Origin of the sequence: Xenorhabdus sp. NBAII XenSa04 (assembly GCF_963866145.1) — a bacterium.
Lineage (GTDB): Bacteria > Pseudomonadota > Gammaproteobacteria > Enterobacterales > Enterobacteriaceae > Xenorhabdus > Xenorhabdus indica.
In genome coordinates this window covers 1-19,537 of record NZ_CAWMEB010000401.1, presented here as the reverse complement: position 1 = coordinate 19,537, position 19,537 = coordinate 1, and the positions used below count along the sequence as shown (strand labels likewise).

Genomic DNA, 19,537 nt, shown 5'->3' with positions numbered 1-19,537 from the left:
CTCCTTTTACTCATGAGGTTAAATATGAACATCAAACAGATTTTCGATGAACTCCGTTCCAGAGAAAAAATTGAAGATGCAAACGAATTGCTTCATTTTTTTGATTCACTCCCTGTGGTGCGAATTGATGAAATATTAAGCAAATGGAAAGGTGGAGACTTCAACACAGGCCACTGGGGTCATGGATCCTTGATCAAAATGAATTGGTTTGGTAAATGGTTTAAAAGCAAATTCGATGCAATTCCGCTGGTTTGTTTTAATGATGATGGGAAATACTATTATTTCTATCTTGAGAGACTATCCGACTTTCCGGTTGAATTCACTGAAGAGAAATAAAAAAATAAGTCGTTTCCATTTATTTTTGTAACCTCGTCAACAGACGGGGTTAACTGCTAATGTAAAACGGGAGTGATAAATGATAACAAAGAGTGGACTCAGATTTTCGATAGTTATTAGTGGTATGGTATTGCTCTGTTCAGGCCTGGCAGGGTGTATCAGGTTGGAAGTGGCAACTCCAGATAAACCTATCAATATCAATATGAATGTCAAAATTGAGCATGAAATTCATATCAAAGTTGATCGGCAAATTGAAGATATGCTCAAAAATAATTCTGATTTATTCTAAGGAGTGAGAATATGAAAAAAACGGGAGTAATACTTTTGTTAAGCCTGCTATTCAGCTCTTTTGCAATGGGTATGACGCTAAATGAAGCAAAACAGCAAGGTCTGGTAGGAGAAACATTTAGCGGTTATCTGGCAGCGGTCAAGCATTCTCAGGATGCACTATCCGTGGTCAGAAAAATCAATAGCGAGCGGGAAAAAAGATATGCTGAGATTGCCGCTCAGAACAATATGACAACGGATCAGGTGGCAAAAATAGCGGGTGAAAAATTAGTCAATCGTGCAGAGGCCGGGGAGTTTGTGCTTGGTATTAATGGTAATTGGGTGAAGAAATAAGCGCGCCATTGGTTTGTCTGACGCGCTAAGCCTGATTAAGCAACGATTTTTTCTGGTTGTTTCTTTGTCATTTTTTCGACTATCTCAGTTATCGCATCGCGGGCATTCTGATGTGCCTGATTTGCCAACTCTTCACCCATAGCCAGGCCTTCGGTAAACACAAATTCCACATCAGTAATACCAATAAATCCGAAGAAAACACTTAAGTATGGGGTTATCAAGTCGGATGGGCTGTTTTTATGAATACCACCACGGCTACTCAGCACAATGACACGTTTTCCTTGTAGCAAACCTTCTGGGCCTGTTTCGGTATAACGGAAAGTAACACCAGCACGCGCAATCAAATCGAAATAGGTTTTTAATTGAGTTGGAATAGAGAAGTTGTACATGGGGGCTGTAATTACAACAATATCATGCGCTTTTAATTCTGCGATTAGTTCATCTGATAAGGCTAATGCTGCTTTCTGGCGCTCTGTCAGCTCAGCACCATTTGGACGTAACGCACCAACTAATTCGCTATCCAATACTGGAAGCGGATTTGCAGCCAGATCACGTATGCTAATATGACTATTTGGATGATTGGCCTGCCACGCTTTGACAAAAGAGTCAGCCATTTTGTTGCTTTGTGAATTTTGCGCCATAATGCTGGATTTCAGAACCAGTACGTTGCTCATTTTTAATTCCTTCATAACACCAGTAACTAATGTATTGCCACTAATACATTGCCGATTGTTTCTATGTGTTAGCTATTTTAGTGAGGTTATCATTCAGACAATAGCTCAATATTTCGAGATTGGCGTTCAAAATTATTGAACAATAGATTTGTCAGCCGAATATGTAATAACATAACTAAAAGCGGTGTTAAGAAATAAAGACAGCGCGACTCAACTCAGAATGTCACAAGGATTTATCACAGTGGAATCACCTTTGACAGCACCCATTGCTGAATTATATGCCGAACTTGAGCACACACCGTTGCGCGATCAGTTCCGTTTAAAAAAACGGCTGCAAGGAGCAGCAAAAATAAAAAATCAAGCCTCCTTACAGGCTGTAGCGCAATCTATTACTGCGGATATTGTCGCAGCAAAACAAAAAGTTACCAATCGTCAAACTGCATGTCCTCCGATTAAATACCCTGAAAACCTGCCTGTCAGCCGGAAGAAAAACGATATCTATAAAGCAATCAGGGATAACCAGGTTGTCATCATTGCGGGGGAAACAGGCTCTGGTAAAACCACTCAGATCCCGAAAATATGTCTTGAATTGGGCAGAGGGGTTAAAGGGCTGATTGGTCACACACAGCCTCGTCGTTTAGCAGCTCGTTCGGTTGCCAGTCGTATTGCAGATGAACTGGAAACACCACTGGGTTCAACAGTGGGTTACAAAGTTCGCTTTAATGATCAGGTTAGTGACAATACGTTGGTCAAATTGATGACTGACGGTATTTTGCTGGCCGAATTGCAGCAGGATCGTTTGCTATTACAATACGATACGTTGATTATTGATGAAGCACATGAACGTAGTCTGAACATTGATTTTATATTAGGTTATCTGCGTCAGTTATTGCCAAAACGCCCTGATCTGAAAGTCATTATTACCTCCGCGACTATCGATCCTGAGCGATTCTCCCGCCATTTCAATAGTGCTCCGATTATTGAAGTGTCAGGCCGTACTTATCCGGTGGAAATCCGTTACCGTCCGATGGCAGGTGATGATAATGACAGTGATCGGGATCAGCTGGAAGCTATTATTGATGCGGTAAATGAGTTAAGCCGGGAAAGTTCTGGTGATATTTTGGTCTTTATGAGTGGAGAACGGGAAATCCGCGATACTGCGGATGCACTCAATAAACAGAATTTTTCACATACTGAAGTATTGCCGCTGTTTGCCCGTCTGTCCAATAGCGAGCAGAACCGGATCTTCCAACCACATGTTGGGCGGCGCATTATACTGGCAACTAACGTTGCAGAAACCTCATTGACTGTCCCTGGAATAAAATATGTCATTGATACCGGGTATGCACGTATTAGTCGTTATAGCTATCGGACTAAAGTTCAACGTTTGCCGATAGAGCCAATTTCACAAGCATCAGCGAATCAACGTAAAGGCCGCTGCGGTCGTGTTTCTGATGGGATCTGTATTCGACTCTATTCAGAAGAAGATTACTTATCCCGCCCGGAGTTTACCGATCCTGAAATTCTGCGTACCAATCTGGCATCGGTTATTTTGCAAATGACTTCGATTGGCTTAGGCGATGTCAGTGCTTTTCCATTTGTTGAAGCACCGGATAAACGTAATATCCAGGATGGTGTCCGTTTGTTGGAAGAACTTGGTGCCATTGATACGGAAACCTCATCTGGCGGGATTTACCGGCTGACACAAATAGGACGACAGCTTGCACAATTGCCTATCGATCCTCGTCTGGCTCGCATGGTATTGGAAGCAAGAGCTCATGGTTGTGTGCGAGAAGTGATGGTGATTACTTCAGCATTATCCATTCAGGATCCGCGGGAAAGGCCTCTGGAAAAACAGCAGGCTTCGGATGAAAAACATCGTCGTTTTGCCGATAAGGACTCTGACTTTATTGCTTTTCTAAAATTGTGGGATTTTCTGGCAGAACAGCAAAAAGCACTTTCCAGTTCCCAATTTCGCAAACTTTGTCGTCAGGATTACCTGAATTATCTGCGGGTCAGAGAGTGGCAGGATGTTTACACTCAGCTCCGGCAGGTCGTTAAAGAGATCGGTATTCCAGTCAATAGCCAGGAAGCGGATTATCGCAGCATTCATGTTGCGTTATTGACAGGGTTGTTATCTCACATAGGTCAGAAAGATGTGGAAAAACAGGAATATACTGGTGCCCGTAATGCCCGGTTCTCTGTATTTCCCGGCTCTGGATTATTTAAAAAACCGCCTAAGTGGGCGATGGTCGCTGAATTGGTAGAAACCAGTCGGCTTTGGGGACGTATTGCTGCGCGCATTGAACCGGAATGGATAGAGCCTCTGGCGGCGCATTTAATCAAACGTCACTATAGTGAACCGCACTGGCAGAAATCTCAAGGTGCGGTCATGGCATCGGAAAAAGTGACATTATATGGTTTACCGATTGTGACTGGTCGTTTGGTCAATTACAGCCAGATTGATCCGATGTTGTGCCGTGAATTGTTTATCCGCCATGCGCTGGTGGAAGGGGATTGGCAGACGCGTCATTCGTTCTTCCGTGCTAATCTCAAGTTACGTGAAGAAGTTGAAGAGCTGGAACATAAATCTCGTCGCCGGGATATTATGGTGGACGATGAGACTTTATTTAGTTTTTACGATCAAAGAATTGGCAAAGACGTAGTTTCTTCCCGCCATTTCGATCGCTGGTGGACAACGGTAAGTAAAGATCAGCCGGAACTGCTCAATTTTGAAAAGAGCATGTTGATTAAAGGCGATGCCAATAAAATCAGTGCGTTGGATTATCCAAATTACTGGCATCAGGACAATTTGAAATTCCGCTTAACATATCAATTTGAACCGGGAACCGATGCGGATGGTGTCACTGTACATATTCCGTTACCGGTATTAAATCAGGTCAGGGATGAACGTTTTGACTGGCAAATTCCAGGAATTCGCCGTGAGTTGGTTGTGGCGTTGATTAAATCGCTGCCGAAGCCAACCCGGCGTAATTTTGTCCCCGCACCTAATTATGCGCAGGCATTTTTGGAGCGAGTAACGCAGCCACAGGCGACCTTGCTGGATAGTCTTGAGAAAGAACTTCGTCGCATGACAGGCGTGACGGTGTCACGTGATGAGTGGCAACCGGAGCAGGTTCCTGACCATTTGAAAATGACTTTCCGTATTATTGGTGAAAAAAATAAGACTCTGGCGGAAGGAAAAGATCTTTCGGTATTGAAGCTGAAACTGAAAGATAAAGTACAGGAAACACTTTCGGCGGTAGCAGATGATGGTATCGAACAAAGCGGGCTACATATCTGGAGCTTTGGTGATCTGCCTGAACGCTATGAGCAGAAACGTGGTGGTTATTCCGTGAAAGCATTTCCTGCGGTGGTAGATGAAAAAGACAGTATTGGTATTAAATTGTTTGAAACGGAATCTGAACAGCAAAATGCTATGTGGGAGGGAACTCGTCGATTACTGTTATTGAATATTCCCTCACCGATTAAATACCTGCACGAAAAGTTACCGAATAAATCCAAACTTGGTCTCTATTTCAACCCGTATGGAAAAGTGTTGGATTTGATTGATGACTGTATTTCCTGTGGTGTGGACAGATTAATTGCAGAAAATGGCGGGCCGGCATGGAATGAACAGGCGTTTGCAAGTTTACAAAATAAAGTTCGCGCCGATTTGAATGACACAGTGGTTGAAATTGCCAAACAGGTAGAACAGATCTTGACGACGGTTTTTGCTATTAATAAGCGTTTGAAAGGGCGAGTCGATATCGCTCTGGCACTGGCTTTATCCGATATTAAAGAACAAATTTCCGGTTTGGTCTTTAAAGGATTTGTCACAGCCCACGGTTGGAAACGTCTGGCGGATGTTCTGCGTTACCTGAATGGTATCGAACGTCGGTTGGAAAAACTGGCGATTGATCCAAATAAGGATAGGGCACACATGAGCCGGATTGAAAATATCCAGCAACAATGGCAGCAGTGGTTAGCGAAACTTTCTGTCCAGCAGAAGCAATTGCCAGAAGTGAAAGAAGTACGCTGGATGATCGAAGAACTGCGCATCAGTCTGTTTGCTCAACAATTGGGTACAGCGTATCCGGTATCTGATAAGCGTATTTTGCAAGCAATGGAAAGTATTGCTGCATAATATTTTTGGGGCTTAGCGTTTTGATTGTTAAGGCGCTATAGCCCCATTTCTAACTTCTTATTTATTCGTAAGTCAACGTAATTGTTGTTGTTACATCTGCTTTTCCAGGTGTGATCCGTGGGTGAGTCTGAATGTAGCGTGCTCGCAGTGGAAATGAAAAGTGTGTGACGTATTCAGCATTTGCTTTAATTGGTTTACGTATCTCTAATAGCTGATTATAAAATAAAATTTGCAGACCAATCCCCGTTGCTGTGACGTTGTCACTACCATAATCCAATGCCCAGATATTATTGATGCCACTTTTGGCCGGGCGTCCATCCAATATTATGTTGACTTTGGCGTTTGGATCACAGCTAAATTCTAAGCGGAAATCTTTTGTCCCTGCGGTACTATTGATACCACGAAACTCACTCGCTCTGATTTCTCCCATATTGACTAGCGTCGTTTTACGAGCGAGGGAACAACTCGGAGTCGGAGTAACAACACGTGTTTCTGCTAAATAAAAAGAATGAACAATACTGCCACTGCCGTACCCAAATCTGGCTCTGGTTAGGATCCGTCCTTCAATTATCCCTGAACCCGTAGTGGGTGCAATTTTGATTAATTGAACCGTCAAATACCCCCATGTTTGACCACAATAATATTTGTAGTCAGGCCACCGGGGAGGAGGAGAACAGGTGAATGGGGTAGTTGATTTTCGAGGAAACCAATCAATACCATAATTAGTCGGCCCCCAATTATTGATACGGATTCCAACACCCGGTACACCGGATTCATAAATTGCATCATTATTATAATGTGCAGGAGCAAAATCGGGTTTATCCCATGATGCAGGAACTAATCTATTGCAATAAACGACATGACCTTTTGTATCCAATTGATCTAAACGGATTTCCTTTATCGTTGTCCCAATAGGATGATTTTTGGGTATGATTATTTGAGAGCCAAAAGAGACTCGCGTTGTGCCAGAATGAAAACCCGGCGAATATCGACAATCATAGCTCTCATAATTGGCCTCGCTGGCAAAACTGCTCATCATGCCGATGATAAATATGTTCGCCAATAATAATTTTAAGCCATTAACCATAACTCGTTTCCATAATATGTAAGAATATCAAATAAATGCTCAATTTCTGTTATTCACAGGCGGCGTTCAGCATGTACAGGCCAGATTCTGGTGTTTTCTCCGGGAGCTGATAATCAACACGGCATTCTTGAGCATCTTTGTGGCCCCATTTCACCCATATCTGCCCAGACTTAGGAATTCCGCTGAGGTACGCTTGACCATCATTACTGACAATGGTGCTATTGGGTTCATCTGACTCATTTTTTTGCACTAATGTGGCTGTTGCTCCAAATGGGATCTCTTTGCCTTTGTGAGAAAGCATTAGTAACACACGATAACCAATGCGGGTCTGGAAATTAGCTAAAGTCAGTGCACCTTGGGTAGGGACGATAGTTTGCGTACTGATATCGATATCAACGTTATCTCCCATTGAGTAAGTATCTAAAGAGATACGGTTTTTACGATAACTACTGGCATAAGGAACAATGGCATAACCTTTCCAGTCAGTTGCGATACCTGTGTAATTCTGAACCTTAACGCCTTTAGCACCATTGGCTCGCACTAACACTAATGTATCTCCCAATGATTGAGAGAAAGTGATGCCATAAGGATGAGCAACTATTCCACCATTTAAACCATAATTTAATTGTCTGGATTGCTTATCATAGTTATAACCCGCATTAAGCTGACCGTAAGCACCTTTGTATTCTGTGCTTATATTCCCACCAGTACTCCCGTTATGGTTAGTGTAGTTTTGCTGAAGACTATAAGTCAGATTGTTATCTTCCAGCGCTGTACCATTTAAGCTGATCTGATGAGATGTTTCTCTTTTTCTGCTATTGGTCAGGCTATAACTTGCCCAACTATTTTTCAGCCAACGCTCAAGAGGAATTTGTATGTTGAGTGATAAAATCTGATCATTATGATTAGTGCTTGGTAGCTTGCTGTATGTGTAATTCAATGTGTAATTGATGGAATTGTGGCTGGTACTATAACCTGCACTGATATTTCTTTCATGACCTTTTTGTGACCAATAATTTTGTTGAAAAGCAGATAAATAAATACCGCCTAAGTCTCCTAAAGATTGATTGATATACAATTGCAGTTTACTGCGTTTATTGGGGGTGTAACTATTATTGCTGGTAATATTAAACTCATTGGCTTCTTTAAAATCATAAAAATCATGCGTTGAGTAACGATAGCCCGCTAAAGTGAAATTAGTACCTGTTTGGGTAAGATCTTTTGCATATTGAAACCGATATGATTGCCCAGATGAGTAAATATTTGGGTTGAGTTCTGACCTTGCGTGAGTCACATCAAAAGAAAATGAACCCCAATCAGAGAGACTATAACCTGTGCCCAATGCAATAGAATGATATTTTTTTGAGAGAATTGTTCCACCATATACAGTGATATTATTGGAAACCCCGTAAGTGACCGTACCTTGCATAAAGTATGGTTCCTTACCACGGTGAGTGGGTGAATGATATTTCCCGAATGTCAGAGAATGACGCAGACTATTTTCTCGTAACATAACAGGCACAGCCGAAAAAGGCTGTACAGAACGATGCTCTTTCCCGTCAGCTTCTTTGACAATAACCTCTAAATTACCACTGGAAGTTGTTGGGTATAAGTCATTAATAATAAAAGGGCCGGGAGAAACATAAGTTTCGTAGATAATATAACCATTTTGCTTGATGGTTACTTGAGCATGACTTTGGGCAATTCCTCGTATTGTTGGTGCAAATCCTCTGAGACTATCAGGTAGCATATTGTCATCTGAAACTAATTGCATACCACGAAACTGAAACCCATCGAAAATGGGTGAAGGTGTATAACTGTCACCAAATATTAGTTGGCTTTTTAAGGAATGAATATCACGTTGCAGGTAAGTGCTCAGACTTTGCCACTTATTGTTTTGGCTGCTGTAAGTGGAATAATTTCGTAAACGCCAGGCATCCCAGTTAGCACCACTTCTGAGGTTGAGAAAGTTATTGCGGGTTGATCCGGGCTGACCATCCAGCCAGTTAATTGAGCCACTATAGCTATAATTAACTTGTAAAGACGTTAATCCTTGTTGCCACAGATGAGAAGGAACATAATCTCTCGCCTTATTAAGCAGAACTGCCTGGGGGATGCTGATATCCAACCGTTGCTTGTTGAAATCGAAAGAAGATGATGCAGCAGAAATATACTGACCAATATCTGTAATTTCAGTTTCTGGTGGTAAAGCCGACAAAGATGGGAATAAATCAATATCTACGCCCATCTCTTTGAATTGTTTAAGTCTAATTTTGGGTGATAACTTATTATTTACGATAACGAAATCAACATTTCCAGTATCTATCTTTTCGCGATTCAGATAAATATCAACCCAATAGCGGCCCGGTGGTTGTTGATCATCTTGAATGAAAATAGATAGATCAATATCTTCCGGGAGACCAGAGAGGCTCTCCAGCGCATTGATATTGAAATATTCTTCGCTATAAACCTCATTGGAAACCAAAAGCCATATAGTTGCTAATGCACATAAAAACACCTTAATTGGTTTAATAAATAACACCAAATTATCAGAAATATTATATTGAAGATAATGACCGCTGTTATCCATAATCATTTTCTAATCTTGATAGATTGTATGAAAGTTATGCTCAAAATGTATATTTTTCTTCTGGCGTTACCCCACCAAAATCGTTGATGGTTTTCCAGGAAACATGATTGATATTCTTAATAGGAATATCCCAGCTTAACTGACCAAAAGGAGTGATCATGCCAGCAGGTTGTATTTCATGGCTTTTTGAACTATTTCCAATACTTAAATAAGAAAACGAAACATAGTATGGTGTCGGGTTTTTGGCTGTCAGTTGACGGCCATCAACTTTGAACTTCAGTGCCTTATAAGCAATACTTGCGTTGTCGGCTAAATCAGCAGGGCGATGAAATAGCTTAAATCTTGATTTTACTGTGATTTGTAACTGATTTTGTTCAGATTTTACTATTGCGGGAATAGATTTAATATTGAGCCAGAAAAGAGATTCTCTGTCGTTGGGTAAATTATCTCCGGTTTTTACAATTCGTAATACAGTTTCATTTCCTGCCGTTAATTTAAAGAGTGGGGGAGTGATAATGAAAGGTACTTTAGTTTCATCATTTTCTCCCTGAACCCATGATTGAATAAGATAAGAAACATCTGTTTCTGGATTACTGATAGAAATTGAAGCTTCTTTTCGATCACTGTTATAGACAACACGAGTGCCACCAATAACGACACCAGCAAAAGAAACATTAGCGCTGAATATGTAGATGATAATAAGAATCAAAATACGAAAGTATTTCAAAATAGATACTCCGGGTAATATTATTTTTTATGATTATATATTAATCCCACTATTACCACTCACTGGTTATAGTAAATGGCAATAGTGTTTTTATCAGGTATTCTTGCTATATATTTTAGTTGTAAACGATAGTGAAATTAGCTATCGCATTACCAGTACCAGGAATAATCGTTTGTTTGGTTGCAACATACTTAGCAATGAAATTCATTTCAACCGTTTGATTTTCAATAATTTTTTTAGATGAAGTCTTTGCCATAGGAATTGGCGTATTGCTATTTTGTTCATAAATACCAACAGCAATCCCGTCAGCGGCTCCAGGCTTTGAATTGTCTAATGCTAAAAGTGTATTATTAATATTATCAAGTTGACCATCAAATTTAACACTTGCATATTGATTGGTTTTTGGGCAGTCAGTCAACTTAATGCTGAAGTGTGTCGCGGCTGCCGTGCTATTGACCCCACTAAATGAATTTGTACTGATTGTTCCCATATTTACAGTTTGATTTTTAGAGGTTGAATCAATTTTACATGCATCGGCAATAATTTTTCCTGTGAATCTGATTTCTCCATCTTGAATATTACCATTTGCGGCATGTGCCAAAGACATAAATACAGATGAAACAAATAAGGATGAAATAATTAACTTGGTTTTCATTTTTAATATATCCCATCCCTGGTGTAGTAATACAACAGGGATATAGCTGATTAAATTAACATTAAAGCCGTACAATTATAATACAGCAAATGAGTAGTCTCAGTTGATACCTGAAAAATGATAAAAAATGATATTAATATTTTCTATCTGACAGATATTTCGAAGAATATAGTAGCGATCAATAAGTAAAGATCAAAATAATAACTCAACAAAGCGCAATATTTGGAGTTTTGCTCTAATAACGTTCCATTAATAGCGTTGTAATTCATAAAATAGAATGTTTTTTAATCGTAAATAAATTTTTATTCTGTTTTATAAGATTAATTATTAATTGGAGAAAATCTGAGGGAATAAATATGAGGATAAAAGTGTTTATTTTTGTGATTTTATATTTTTACTATATATTTTACTAAATATTATTTATTTGTGATTAATATCCAATTCATGGAGTTAATGCCAAGTATTTTACATTCGTTAGATGATAAAACCAGCCTTTTTAGAATCACCAGTTAATATAATTAACATAAATTAACTCATAGCCAATAATAACTGACATAGAATAATTTGTATAATGGGGACTTAAAAAAATCCTGTAACAATAAAACAGAATAAATATTTATGTATAGAATGTTTTTTGATCTTAAAAATCCATATTAGTTACAACATACTTATTTAAAAAAAACACTCATTAACCAAACAAAAAAGCTCAGCAGGATAACATTTCAAAAAACGAAGAAAGGCTTGAAAGAAGCAGGAGAAAAGAGTAGGAGAGAAGCAAACTTCTCTCCATGATCTTGGCAGATAGGTGATTTAGACTAATAAATAGTTAATGAATGCAAAGAATAGGCTCTAATGAATCAATAACCATGTAGAGGGAATCGTTGTCAGTAATAAAATAGCAATCGCAGATTTTTCTAACATATTTAGGCCATTACACCCCTGGTTTTGCTTCCTTGCATATAGGAAAACCAATAATCCAGGGGCATACAATATAACAGAAAGCAGCAGATGCATTAAACCTGAAGCATAAAGTAACCATAAACCATAGCTACAAGCACCGATAGCGATGAACAATAAAACTCGATTACTACGCTCAAATGCTACTTTTACTAAAAACGCACCAACCAAAAAGTAAGGGACAAGTATCATTTCTGATGCGATAGAAAGCAATGTGTTGTAATTACTGCCACTTAACCAAATCAAGACCAATGCAAGCTGAATGGCCCCGTTTGTGATCCACAACGAGGATGCAGGTGCTTTTTTATCATTTTGTTTACTGAATTCCTTTGGAAATGAGCCATGCAGGGAAGCAATAAAAGGAACTTCTGCTGCCATTATTGTCCAGCTCAGATAAGCACCACAGACGGAAACGATTAAACCAGCAACAATAATCACTTCACCCGCTGAGCCAATTAACCCTACCATCAAATTTGCCATAGAAGGGTTACGCATTGCAGCTAATTCAGGTCTGGTAGCTAATCCCAATGAGAGTAGGGTAACAAGCACGTAAACACCTAATGCTGAAACAACAGCCAGTATAGTTGCAATACCAATATCTTTACGTTTTTTGGCTCTGCCAGAAACCACGACGGCACCTTCAACACCAATGAACACCCATAAGGTTATCAGCATGGTATCTTTGACTTGCTGCCAAACGGGGACACCCATCTCAATACCGGTGAAATCGAATGTAAATACGTCTATCTTGAAAGCGATGACAGCCAAAACGATAAACATTCCTAGAGGTAACAGCTTTGCCATTGTGGCCAATTGATTGACACCTGCCGCCGTTTGTACTCCTCTGAGCACAAGCCAGTGAACGAACCAAAGTAAAATCGATTCACCAATCAACGCTTGCCAAGTATTTCCATCACCGAAAATCACGGAATGTTCGGTATCAGTAAAAAAACTTAACGCCGCAAAGACGATCACCAGATAAGAAACATTGGCAATAATAGCGCAGAACCAATATCCCCATGCAGAACAAAAGCCAACTAATTCACCAAACCCTTCTTTAGCATAAGTAAAGATACCACCGTCTAAATCAGGGCGGAGGCGAGAGAGTAAGAGTAAAGACGTAGCTAAAAAGAGAATACCTATACCTGTGATCCCCCAACCAAGCATTAATGCCGCTGGGCTACCTGCGTATGCCATATTTTGTGGCAAGCTGAATACACCCGCTCCAACCATAGAACTGAGTACGAGAGCTGTTAGAGACGTAAGGCCTAATTTCTTTTCCAAAGATACGTTCCTAAAAGTAAGATAAAATCAACACGATTAGCCAGAATATTTATTCTGAATATCGAACACATATTGGACATTTATTGCATCCATGCTACGGAATGCAGAAATATTCAGTAGTTAAAACTAAAAAACAGGGTGATTCTACGGAGTGAAGGGGTTGTATGCAATGGGTGACTATGCAAAAAAATATAAAAATTATGCATAAAAATATATTTTCCTCTAAATAAATTACAAATGACTTTTCTGTTCTTCTCTATGCTCTTAAGAAACAAACCAGTGTTTATAATATAAACATTTTTAATGATATAGACTTGAATTTACCTTTGTGAATCAAATAATAAACAGTTATGAAAATTGTGTAAATGAATGTTAAATAATGAATTTTATGGATATGATAAAAGCGATCTATAGAAGAAAAAGAAGCACACTTAATAATGTGTGCCTCTTTCATAAATTGACTTGAGAAAGAAATTGATTATTTAAATAAATCTGCGCTAATGGTAACGTTACCACCATTAGACTGCCATTCTCTCGTAATATGGTAATATTTTGCTCCTTTTTCTGCTGCACGTTTAGCGACCTGATAAGACACTTCAGGTGCAGTTGTGTAATAGCCAGAGAAAGTGATGGAATCAAAAGGCACCATCTGAGCCGCAGATGCTTTATTCAATTCTTCAATTTTTGTTCCGTTAGGCAAGGTTACAGTGTAACGTCCGCCTTTTGATGACTGGGTCTCAAAAAAACGACCGATAACATGACTGGTTGATGTTGACGAGGCAACACCTGGAATTTCAACTTTCTCAGCAGCTTCCCCACCTTGTGCTAAAGACTGACGGCCTGCATCGGAATCGGCCGGGATCACTGCCTTATCAGATTGCACTTGGCGTTTCGGTGCATCTTCTTTATAGATGTAGGCTGTAACTACTTGATTACCACCATTGTTTGGGGCAATATCGCGAACGATAAAGAAAGAGGCCGCATTTTTCTTTTTAGCTGCTTTAGCAAGAGCTTCTTTTAGATCAGGATCAGTTGGAAAATAACCATTTACTGTTATCGTATCGAAAGGTTCCAGAGTGACAGCTTCGGTTTTAGGTAATTCTTTGATCCCACGATAGATGCGATAGTGAGTGGTTTTGTCTACTTTTTCTGCATCTTTATGATATAAATCAGCAACAACACGTAAATTACCACTTCCATTGAAATCGTCTAAACTCTGAATATAGAAACTATCAGCACCTTTTTTCTCAGCCTGACGGGAAACTGCATCGGCTGCTTCATAAATTGCATTAAAACGTCCGGTGACTGCGATTCGTTTAAATGGCTTAAATTCAGCAGCTTGCTCTGGTGTTAATTCTTTTGCTGCATGTGCTGCGGTAATTGTTGTTAATGAGAACATCACAGTTGCGATGATCGTGGTCTTCAGCTTCATAAAAAATCCTTTCGCCTTGCGCATTAAAATATTTATAACGTGCTGAACATTGTTCTGTATCACATAGATCGTAATTATTACATGTATTAATGCCAATTGTCGCAAGAATTTATTCTATTTAAATAACTGCTTATCTGTTTTTGGCACATGACGCCAAGAATTTTAATGAAAATAGTCATTTATATAAAAACAATCATCGATTACATTGAAGGTTATTTTATTTTCAGAAATATTGTCTTTCAGAATCCTTATGTTACCTTAATGGTATTATTTCATTTGTTATCATTTGGTATTTTTGTTGATAAATCTCATTGATAGGTTTTACTGATAGTAGTAATAAAAACAATCTAATCGTTAAATTGGCTTCAACAGGTAATAATCAGCAATATTTTATCCTTAAAGAAGGAAACATTATGTATATTGGTGTACCAAAAGAGCAATTTCCCAATGAAGCTCGCGTTGCTGCAACACCATCAACAGTGGAGCAATTACGGAAGTTAGGATTTAATGTAACAGTTGAAACAGGAGCAGGGTCTCTTGCCAGTTTTGATGATGTTGCTTATCAAAAAGCGGGGGCTGATATTGCAGAACATCATGAAGTTTGGCAATCAGACATTATTTTTAAAATAAATGCTCCGGAAGATAAAGAAATTAGATTAATGAAGGAAGGCGCAACATTAATCAGTTTTATCTGGCCAGCACAACATCCTGAATTAATGGAAAAACTAGCAAAACGCAAAATAACTGTTCTGGCAATGGATGCCGTCCCACGTATCTCCCGCGCCCAATCATTAGATGCCCTGAGTTCAATGGCAAATATTGCTGGTTATCGGGCCATTGTTGAAGCCGCTCATGAATTTGGCCGTTTCTTTACTGGCCAGATTACTGCTGCCGGTAAAGTACCACCCGCTAAAGTTATGATTATTGGTGCTGGTGTTGCTGGCCTTGCTGCTATCGGAGCGGCAGGTAGTCTCGGTGCGATTGTCCGTGCTTTTGATACTCGTCCGGAAGTTAAGGAACAGGTTCAAAGTATGGGCGCTGAATTTTTGGAATTAAGTTTCAAAGAGGAAGCAGGAAGTGGGGATGGTTATGCAAAAGTGATGTCAGAAGCCTTTATTAAGGCTGAAATGGAACTGTTCGCCGCTCAGGCAAAAGAAGTTGATATTATTGTTACAACCGCTTTGATTCCGGGTAAACCTGCACCAAAACTGATTACCAGAGAAATGGTAGAATCAATGAAGCGGGGGAGTGTGATTGTCGATCTGGCTGCACAAAATGGCGGAAACTGTGAACTTACAGAAACCGATAAACTTGTTGTGACAGATAATGGTGTCAAGATCATTGGTTATACTGATTTACCTAGCCGTTTACCTACCCAATCATCACAATTATACAGCACCAACTTAGTTAACCTGATGAAATTACTGTGCAAAGAGAAAAATGGGGAAATTGTCATTGATTTCGATGATATTGTTATTCGTGGTGTCACTGTTATTAAAGAAGGAGAGCTTACCTGGCCTGCGCCACCAATTCAGGTCTCAGCTCAACCTTCCAAACCTGATGTTACCAAGAAAGCCATTAAACCGACGGAAGCACCTAAATCTCCGTGGTTGAAATATGGGTTACTGGCATTGGCCATTATCCTTTTTGGTTGGTTAGCAAATGTTGCTCCGAAAGAGTTTCTGTCCCACTTTACCGTATTCGCTCTGTCTTGCGTGGTTGGATATTACGTTGTCTGGAATGTCAGCCATTCATTACATACTCCATTAATGTCTGTCACTAATGCCATTTCCGGGATCATTGTGGTCGGAGCGGTATTACAAATAGGCGAAGGTGGATGGGTGAGTTTCTTCTCTTTCATTGCAGTGTTGATTGCCAGTATCAATATTTTTGGCGGGTTCACTGTGACACAGCGTATGCTAAAAATGTTTCGTAAAGGATAAGGGGTAACTCATGTCGAATGGAGTAGTCACTGCGGCATATATTGTTGCTGCGATCTTATTCATTTTCAGTCTTGCAGGACTTTCTCGCCATGAAAGTTCCAGGCGAGGTAATCTCTTTGGCATAACCGGGATGGCAATTGCCCTGATTGCAACCATATTAGGGCCGGATACAGGTAACGTTGGCTGGATTGTTCTGGCAATGATTATTGGAGCAGTCATTGGAACTCGTCTTGCTAAAAAAGTAGAGATGACTGAAATGCCGGAATTAGTCGCCATTTTGCATAGTTTTGTTGGTTTGGCTGCTGTTCTGGTTGGGTTCAATAGCTTTATGGCCCACGATATTTTTGCTGATGCCATTATGGAAAATATTCATCTGACAGAAGTTTTCCTTGGGATCTTTATTGGGGCTGTGACCTTCACAGGTTCGGTTGTGGCATTTGGTAAATTACGCGGAAAAATTTCATCCAAGCCATTGATGTTGCCACATCGCCATAAACTTAATCTGGCTGCTTTGGTTGTCTCTTTTGTGTTGATGATTAGCTTTATCAAAACAGAAAGCGTCGGTTTACAGGTTTTCACCATGCTCACCATGACGGTAATCGCATTAGCTTTTGGTTGGCATTTGGTGGCATCCATCGGCGGGGCAGACATGCCGGTTGTTATTTCCATGCTGAACTCATATTCGGGATGGGCGGCCGCTGCGGCAGGTTTCATGTTGAGTAATGACTTACTGATTGTGACTGGTGCTTTAGTGGGTTCTTCTGGTGCGATCCTCTCTTATATCATGTGCAAGGCGATGAACCGTTCCTTTATTAGTGTTATTGCCGGTGGTTTCGGTAGTGATGGTGTCTCAGCGGACGATGATCAGGATATGGGAGAATATCGTGAAGCAGCCGCAGAAGATGTCGCTGAACTATTGAAGAATTCTACTTCGGTTATTATTACTCCAGGTTATGGAATGGCTGTTGCTCAGGCACAATATCCGGTACATGACATTACAGCAAAATTGCGTGAAAGAGGAATCAACGTACGTTTTGGTATCCATCCAGTGGCAGGGCGCTTGCCTGGTCATATGAACGTATTACTGGCTGAAGCTAAAGTGCCTTACGATATTGTTTTAGAAATGGAAGAAATTAACGATGACTTTTCTGAAACAGATACAGTTTTGGTTATTGGTGCCAATGACACAGTAAATCCTGCGGCACAGGAAGATCCAAACAGCCCGATAGCTGGAATGCCTGTATTAGAAGTTTGGAAAGCGCAAAATGTGATTGTTTTTAAACGATCTATGAATACCGGATATGCAGGTGTGCAAAACCCATTATTCTTTAAAGAGAATACACAAATGCTATTTGGTGATGCCAAAACAAGTGTTGAAGCAATTTTACGTGCACTATGATTGAATATATTTAATCGAGTTAAATTTGAGAGCTTCGTATAAAAATCGAAGCTCTTTTTTTGTTTAAAAATAGTATTTTTATATTTGATTATTTAATTAAATTAAAATTTATATAGATAGCGAAGTTAAAACTTAATTGTTATATTTTCCTCTGAATATTATTAGTTTTGATGTGAATTTTATATTATGCAACCATTAAAAAAACTTTATGTTTTTTCATTGTTTTGATAACTAAATCAAACAATACCGTTAAGGATTTTCGATATTCATATGCTAACATGGCTATTAATTTTTTCATTTTACCATTTTAAATATCATGAAGAATCACTTGAATAATGTTAAAATTAATTTCCCTTCTTACCTGTCTAATTCAATATTTCAAAAAATATCTATTGCACGGTATATGTTAATGCATCGGATTTATAATTACATAAAAACATAACTTACCCATTTCAAAAAATGATAAAGAAAATTATTAATCAATCTTTTTTCGAAAGATGACTGAAACGTGCCTGAAAATTATTTTTATGTAAAAGGTGTTATATATGAAAAATGCAGCGCAAATTGTCAATGAAGCTTTAAATCAGGGAATCACTCTATTTGTTGCTGATAACCGTTTACAATACGAAACTAGCCGCGATAGTATTCCAGCAGAATTGCTCCGTGTATGGAAACACCATAAACAAGAGTTAATCGACTTCCTGAGCCAAATCGATTCAAAAGAAGAAATTCAAACACATCAGTTACAGAATATTCAACGTGATGGCAATGCAGAACATTATCCACTCTCATTTGCTCAGCAACGTTTGTGGTTTATCGACCAACTGACCGAAGGGAGTCCCCAATATAATTGTCCCGGTTATTTGAGATTACGTGAATCACTCAACCTCAATGCATTTAAAACCGCGGTAAAAGCATTACTTGAACGCCATGAAGCATTACGTACTCATTTTAAAATTATTGATAATGAGCCACGACAGGTTGTAGCAAATTCCTATGATTTACCCATTAAGCTGCATGATCTAACGGCATTGTCTGAAGCTGAGCAGAAAAATGAAGTTAAACAACTGAGTAAAGAAGAAGATAATTTGGTTTTTAACCTCAGCACTGACTTGATGTTGCGTATTCGGTTGATTAAGCTGGCTGAAAATGATTATGTCATTATCTATACCATTCACCATATTGCCTGCGATAGCTGGTCAATAGAAATCTTTATCAATGAACTTATCACGTTATATCGCGCTCATAATCAAGGGGAAATAGCCCCATTACCGCCACTTAAAATTCAATACACCGATTATGCTCAATGGCAACGAAATTGGCTGCAAGGTGATATTCTGAAAAAACAACTGGATTATTGGCAAAACCAGTTATCAGGTATTTCTCCATTTCACCGTTTTCCATTGGATAGTCCACGACCGGAGAAACAGAGTTTCGAAGGGAAACTTAAGGAACAACGTATTTCAAAGGATTTGACTCAAGAAATCAGAGCATTATGTCACCAACATGTAGTCACTCTATTCATGTTTCTGGAGACAGCTTTTGCTGTATTATTAAGCCGTTACAGTAATGAAAAAGACATTCTGGTCGGAACCCCCCTTGCAGGGAGAGTACACCGTGATATTGAGCCTCTGATTGGTTTTTTTGTTAATTCTCTGGTGATCAGAACGGATTTATCCGGTCAG

General features: G+C 39.4%; 14 protein-coding genes. 7 read left to right on the top strand and 7 right to left on the bottom strand.

Going from position 1 to position 19,537, the window contains the following annotated elements; all coding sequences use genetic code 11:
• Positions 1 to 24: 24 nt before the first annotated feature.
• From AAC147_RS13845 to AAC147_RS13835, 3 genes are all read left to right on the top strand, one after another.
• A complete protein-coding gene (locus AAC147_RS13845; RefSeq protein WP_052189558.1) occupies positions 25 to 336 on the top strand; it encodes a GXWXG domain-containing protein in 312 nt (103 codons plus the stop codon).
• Positions 337 to 460: 124 nt separating this feature from the next.
• On the top strand, positions 461 to 625 hold the full coding sequence (locus AAC147_RS13840; protein WP_231571425.1) for a YnbE family lipoprotein: 165 nt from the start codon (positions 461 to 463) through the stop codon (positions 623 to 625).
• 11 nt (positions 626 to 636) lie between these two features.
• Positions 637 to 957 carry a YdbL family protein gene (locus AAC147_RS13835; protein WP_047682090.1) on the top strand — a complete coding sequence of 107 codons (321 nt, stop codon included), beginning with the start codon at positions 637 to 639 and terminating at the stop codon, positions 955 to 957.
• A gap of 35 nt (positions 958 to 992) precedes the next feature.
• On the opposite strand, the gene AAC147_RS13830 is transcribed toward AAC147_RS13835, so the two are convergent.
• Complete coding sequence (locus AAC147_RS13830; protein WP_047682088.1) at positions 993 to 1,631, bottom strand: FMN-dependent NADH-azoreductase; 639 nt, start codon at positions 1,629 to 1,631, stop codon at positions 993 to 995.
• Between the two features lie 241 nt (positions 1,632 to 1,872).
• Here AAC147_RS13830 and hrpA point away from each other — a divergent pair, with 241 nt between their 5' ends.
• The gene (hrpA, locus tag AAC147_RS13825; protein ID WP_047682253.1) at positions 1,873 to 5,778 is read left to right on the top strand and encodes an ATP-dependent RNA helicase HrpA; all 3,906 of its coding nucleotides are present in this window, start codon (positions 1,873 to 1,875) and stop codon (positions 5,776 to 5,778) included.
• A gap of 61 nt (positions 5,779 to 5,839) precedes the next feature.
• On the opposite strand, the gene AAC147_RS13820 is transcribed toward hrpA, so the two are convergent.
• The 6 genes from AAC147_RS13820 to ydgH form a co-directional block, all read right to left on the bottom strand.
• Complete coding sequence (locus AAC147_RS13820; protein WP_047682085.1) at positions 5,840 to 6,865, bottom strand: fimbrial protein; 1,026 nt, start codon at positions 6,863 to 6,865, stop codon at positions 5,840 to 5,842.
• 49 nt (positions 6,866 to 6,914) lie between these two features.
• Entirely contained in the window at positions 6,915 to 9,455 is a 2,541-nt protein-coding gene (locus AAC147_RS13815; RefSeq protein ID WP_047682082.1) for a fimbria/pilus outer membrane usher protein, read from the bottom strand.
• A 40-nt stretch (positions 9,456 to 9,495) separates the two neighbouring features.
• The gene (locus AAC147_RS13810; RefSeq protein WP_052189556.1) at positions 9,496 to 10,182 is read right to left on the bottom strand and encodes a fimbrial biogenesis chaperone; all 687 of its coding nucleotides are present in this window, start codon (positions 10,180 to 10,182) and stop codon (positions 9,496 to 9,498) included.
• Positions 10,183 to 10,297: 115 nt separating this feature from the next.
• On the bottom strand, positions 10,298 to 10,837 hold the full coding sequence (locus AAC147_RS13805) for a fimbrial protein (protein WP_047682079.1): 540 nt from the start codon (positions 10,835 to 10,837) through the stop codon (positions 10,298 to 10,300).
• An 849-nt stretch (positions 10,838 to 11,686) separates the two neighbouring features.
• Entirely contained in the window at positions 11,687 to 13,078 is a 1,392-nt protein-coding gene (locus AAC147_RS13800; RefSeq protein ID WP_047682076.1) for a basic amino acid/polyamine antiporter, read from the bottom strand.
• A 478-nt stretch (positions 13,079 to 13,556) separates the two neighbouring features.
• Positions 13,557 to 14,510: a DUF1471 family protein YdgH gene (ydgH, locus tag AAC147_RS13795; RefSeq protein WP_047682074.1), complete on the bottom strand. Its 954-nt coding sequence runs from the start codon at positions 14,508 to 14,510 to the stop codon at positions 13,557 to 13,559.
• Between the two features lie 413 nt (positions 14,511 to 14,923).
• Between ydgH and pntA the strand changes: the two genes are divergently transcribed.
• From pntA to AAC147_RS13780, 3 genes are all read left to right on the top strand, one after another.
• Positions 14,924 to 16,453 (top strand): Re/Si-specific NAD(P)(+) transhydrogenase subunit alpha, encoded by a 1,530-nt coding sequence (pntA, locus tag AAC147_RS13790; protein WP_047682072.1) that lies wholly within the window; start codon positions 14,924 to 14,926, stop codon positions 16,451 to 16,453.
• A gap of 10 nt (positions 16,454 to 16,463) precedes the next feature.
• Entirely contained in the window at positions 16,464 to 17,852 is a 1,389-nt protein-coding gene (gene pntB / locus AAC147_RS13785) for a Re/Si-specific NAD(P)(+) transhydrogenase subunit beta (RefSeq protein ID WP_047682070.1), read from the top strand.
• A 545-nt stretch (positions 17,853 to 18,397) separates the two neighbouring features.
• Positions 18,398 to 19,537: condensation domain-containing protein (locus AAC147_RS13780; protein WP_047682068.1), on the top strand; the 1,140-nt coding region annotated here is incomplete at its 3' end.

Coding starts and splice junctions, on each gene's coding strand:
- AAC147_RS13845 (WP_052189558.1), top strand. CDS start 25: ATGAACATCAAACAGATTTTCGATGAACTCCGTTCCAGAGAAAAAATT.
- AAC147_RS13840 (WP_231571425.1), top strand. CDS start 461: ATGGTATTGCTCTGTTCAGGCCTGGCAGGGTGTATCAGGTTGGAAGTG.
- AAC147_RS13835 (WP_047682090.1), top strand. CDS start 637: ATGAAAAAAACGGGAGTAATACTTTTGTTAAGCCTGCTATTCAGCTCT.
- AAC147_RS13830 (WP_047682088.1), bottom strand. CDS start 1,631: ATGAGCAACGTACTGGTTCTGAAATCCAGCATTATGGCGCAAAATTCA.
- AAC147_RS13820 (WP_047682085.1), bottom strand. CDS start 6,865: ATGGTTAATGGCTTAAAATTATTATTGGCGAACATATTTATCATCGGC.
- AAC147_RS13815 (WP_047682082.1), bottom strand. CDS start 9,455: ATGGATAACAGCGGTCATTATCTTCAATATAATATTTCTGATAATTTG.
- AAC147_RS13805 (WP_047682079.1), bottom strand. CDS start 10,837: ATGAAAACCAAGTTAATTATTTCATCCTTATTTGTTTCATCTGTATTT.
- ydgH (WP_047682074.1), bottom strand. CDS start 14,510: ATGAAGCTGAAGACCACGATCATCGCAACTGTGATGTTCTCATTAACA.
- pntA (WP_047682072.1), top strand. CDS start 14,924: ATGTATATTGGTGTACCAAAAGAGCAATTTCCCAATGAAGCTCGCGTT.
- pntB (WP_047682070.1), top strand. CDS start 16,464: ATGTCGAATGGAGTAGTCACTGCGGCATATATTGTTGCTGCGATCTTA.